At 67.4% G+C, this 3,337-nt stretch carries 3 protein-coding genes and 1 pseudogene; 3 read left to right on the top strand and 1 reads right to left on the bottom strand.

Annotation, left to right across the window (positions count from 1 at the left end; all coding sequences use genetic code 11):
- The 3 genes from G3N97_RS37600 to G3N97_RS37590 all read left to right on the top strand — a co-directional run.
- Positions 1 to 240: diguanylate cyclase (locus G3N97_RS37600; RefSeq protein ID WP_205997814.1), on the top strand; the 240-nt coding region annotated here is incomplete at its 5' end.
- Positions 241 to 345: 105 nt separating this feature from the next.
- Positions 346 to 1,002: a DUF2239 family protein gene (locus G3N97_RS37595; RefSeq protein WP_205997813.1), complete on the top strand. Its 657-nt coding sequence runs from the start codon at positions 346 to 348 to the stop codon at positions 1,000 to 1,002.
- A 512-nt stretch (positions 1,003 to 1,514) separates the two neighbouring features.
- Positions 1,515 to 2,816 carry a solute carrier family 23 protein gene (locus tag G3N97_RS37590; protein ID WP_205997812.1) on the top strand — a complete coding sequence of 434 codons (1,302 nt, stop codon included), beginning with the start codon at positions 1,515 to 1,517 and terminating at the stop codon, positions 2,814 to 2,816.
- Between the two features lie 126 nt (positions 2,817 to 2,942).
- On the opposite strand, the pseudogene G3N97_RS37585 reads toward G3N97_RS37590, so the two are convergent.
- Positions 2,943 to 3,337: pseudogene (locus G3N97_RS37585) on the bottom strand (Na+/H+ antiporter); the annotation flags it as partial.

Genomic DNA, 3,337 nt, shown 5'->3' with positions numbered 1-3,337 from the left:
GAGCGGCTGCGTGCGGCGATCGAGGCATTGGCGGTGCCGCACGAGGACAGTCCGAACGGCGTGCTGACGGCCAGCGTGGGCGTGGCCAGCACCTCGGAGCGCGGCTTCGAGAACTGGCGCGCGCTGATCGAAGCCGCCGATGCCGCGCTCTACACGGCCAAGCGCGCGGGCCGCAACCGCGTGGCCGTCTGGCAGCCGAGCGTCGCGCGCGAGCCGCAGGACGCCGGACCGGATCTCTGAGCGGATTGCACGTTGTCGTTCGTCAATAAATATTACCCGGGTGATATTGCGTTATACAATTTACCCGGGTAATATTCGCTGCACGATTCGAACGGAGTAATCGACATGGCAGCGATTCAACACACGGTGGCGCACGGCGTCACGGCTTTTGCGGGCACGCGCTTGCTGGCGCGCGGCGCGGCGCTGGACGTGGCGCTCGCGGTGAAGGCGGAACTGGAGCGCGATGCATCGGCATCGGTGCTGATCTTCGACGACCGCGACGCGCGTCCGGTCGAGTTCGATCTGCGCGGACGTCCTGCTGACGTGGCCGCGCGCCTCGCCGCTGACGCCGCCTGGCAGGCGCGCGCTCAGGAGGCCGCTCAGGAAGCGGCGCAGTCCACTGACGCATCCGCCGATCAGGAATCCGCCGACGACGCGCCGCGCGGCCGCGGCCGTCCGAAGCTCGGCGTGGTGGCGCGCGAGGTCACGCTGCTGCCGCGTCACTGGGACTGGCTGGCGGCGCAGCCGGGCGGGGCGTCGGTGGTGCTGCGCAAGCTGGTGGAAACGGCGCGGATCGCGGGCGAGGAAAAGCATCGCGTGCGCGCCTCGCGCGAAGCCGTGCATCGTTTCATGACGGCGCTGGCGGGCAATCTGCCGGGTTACGAGGAGGCGTTGCGCGCGCTCTATGCGGGCGAGCGGGCGCGTTTCGAGGCGTGGAGCGTGGACTGGCCCGAAGGCGTGCGGGACTACGTGCGGGAACTCGCGCAGGACGCGTTCGCCTGACGTGGTGCGGCGTTCGCGAGCGTTCGCAAAATTCCGCGAATGTCCGCGAATCTCCGCCCACGGCCGCATCAAACGGCCGCACAAAAAAAACCGCTCAGGCCAGAACGGCATGAGCGGGAAGTCGGAGAGTTTACAACTTACAACCTCTGCATGAACTGTCATGGGGTCACGCAGAGATTTCAGTCTATGCCCGGCCCTTCCCGCTCGATATAGGATTAGTCCGAAACTCGTATCGGAGCGAGGCGGGGGAATCGAGCGACGAAACAGCGGCGAAATCTATCGCCGCCGCCTGTTTCGTCCGGCCCACATGCGCGGATGCCCGCCTTGCCACGCCGATTGCGGCTCCGTACACTCGCGCCTGATTTCCATCAAGGGCATCAGCGAATCCCGGGGCGTGCGGCGCACGCCGCATCCGGCTCGCGCCCCGTTCCGATAAACAGAATCCGATCCGGCCCGCGCCGCGCCCCGTCGCGCCAGCGCGCCCGCCGATCACGGCACAAAAGGAGCTCCCGATGTCCGATTCCTATTTCCCGCGCTGGCGCGCGCAGACGGACGCCAAAACCGTCGTCGCGCCCGACGAGCGCCTCGCCTGGCCGCAGATGTTCGCGATGGGCGTGCAGCACGTCGTCGCCATGTTCGGCTCGACCGTGCTCGCGCCGCTGCTGATGGGCTTCGATCCCAACCTCTGCATTTTCATGTCGGGCATCGGCACGCTGCTGTTCTTCGTGGTCGTGGGCGGACGCGTGCCGAGCTATCTCGGTTCGAGCTTCGCGTTCATCGGCCTCGTGATCGCGGCCACCGGCTATAGCGGCCACGGCGCGAATCCGAACATTCCGGTCGCGCTCGGCGGCATCATTGCGTGCGGCGTGGTCTATGCGCTGATCGGCGTGCTGGTCTCGGCCATCGGCACCAAGTGGATCGAGACGCTCATGCCGCCGGTCGTGACCGGCGCGATCGTCTGCGTGATCGGCCTGAACCTCGCGCCGATCGCCGTGAAGGGCGTGAGCGGCTCGCAGTTCGATTCGTGGATGGCGCTCGTCACCGTGCTCTGCGTCGGCGGCGTGGCCGTGTTCACGCGCGGCATGCTGCAACGCCTGCTGATTCTCGTCGGCCTGATCATCGCCTACGTGATCTACGCGATCGTCACCAACGGCATGGGCCTCGGCAAGCCGATCGACTTTGCGATCGTCGGGAACGCCGCGTGGTTCGGCATGCCGAAGTTCAGCGCGCCCGTGTTCGATCCGCATGCGATGGCGCTGCTCGTGCCGATCGCCGTGATTCTCGTCGCGGAAAATCTCGGCCACATCAAGGCCGTGTCGGCGATGACGGGCCACAACCTCGACCGCTACGTGGGCCGCGCGTTCATCGGCGACGGTCTCGCGACCATCGTCTCGGGCTTCGCGGGTGGCACGGGCGTGACGACCTACGCGGAAAACATCGGCGTGATGGCCGTCACCAAGATCTACTCGACGCTGGTGTTCGCCATCGCCGCGGTGATCGCGCTCGTGCTCGGCTTCTCGCCGAAGTTCGGCGCGGTGATCCAGACGATTCCGGGTCCGGTGCTCGGCGGCGTGTCGATCGTCGTGTTCGGTCTGATCGCGGTGACGGGCGCGCGCATCTGGGTCGTCAACAAGGTCGACTTCTCGGACAACCGCAACCTGATCGTCGCGGCCGTCACGCTGGTGCTCGGCGCGGGCGACTTCTCGCTCAAGCTCGGCAACTTCGGTCTCGGCGGCATCGGCACCGCGACGTTCGGCGCGATCGTGCTCTACGCGCTGCTGCGCAAGAAGTCGGCGCAGGACGCGGCGGTCTGATTCCCGCTCTCGCGCGCGCGGCGTAACCCGTGTAGCGCAGACGAAAAAAACGCGACGGCCCGCAAGGGCGTCGCGTTTTTTATTGCGCGTAGCGCGGCGTGATGCAGCGCTGCGCAGCGTGACGTGTCAGCCGCGATTGCGTCCGCGCGTGGTCATCGCCGTTTCCGAGAGGTCGACTTCGCGCATCAGCTTGGCGAGCGTTTCGTCGTTGATCGTCTGCTTGTTGCGCAGGTCGAGCAGCGTCGCGCGTTCGGCGCGCATGGCCGCGAGGCGCATCTGCAATTCGAGCGATTCGGCTTCGCGCGCGTGCTTGCTGAGATCGCGGTCGGCGTCGAGCGTCGCGAGGCGGCGGCGATAGGTGTCCATCACGCGGGCGGTGGTGTCGGCGGCGTAGGCGGACTGCGATTCGTTCATGTCTTCCGTGGCGGTCTCGTGCAGCGCGTCGACGGCGCGGATCGCGGCCTGCGCGGCCTGCACGCGCGCGGCGCGTTCCTCGGCCACGTGCGCCGGATGCGCGCCGC

Origin of the sequence: Paraburkholderia sp. Ac-20347, from assembly GCF_017104805.1 — a bacterium.
GTDB lineage: Bacteria > Pseudomonadota > Gammaproteobacteria > Burkholderiales > Burkholderiaceae > Paraburkholderia > Paraburkholderia tropica.
The sequence above is the reverse complement of the archived record's forward strand: the minus strand, read 5'-3'. Positions and strand labels throughout refer to the sequence as shown.

Bases quoted from the DNA above. Each gene is read 5' to 3' on its own strand.
- G3N97_RS37595 (WP_205997813.1), top strand. From the start codon at position 346: ATGGCAGCGATTCAACACACGGTGGCGCACGGCGTCACGGCTTTTGCG.
- G3N97_RS37590 (WP_205997812.1), top strand. From the start codon at position 1,515: ATGTCCGATTCCTATTTCCCGCGCTGGCGCGCGCAGACGGACGCCAAA.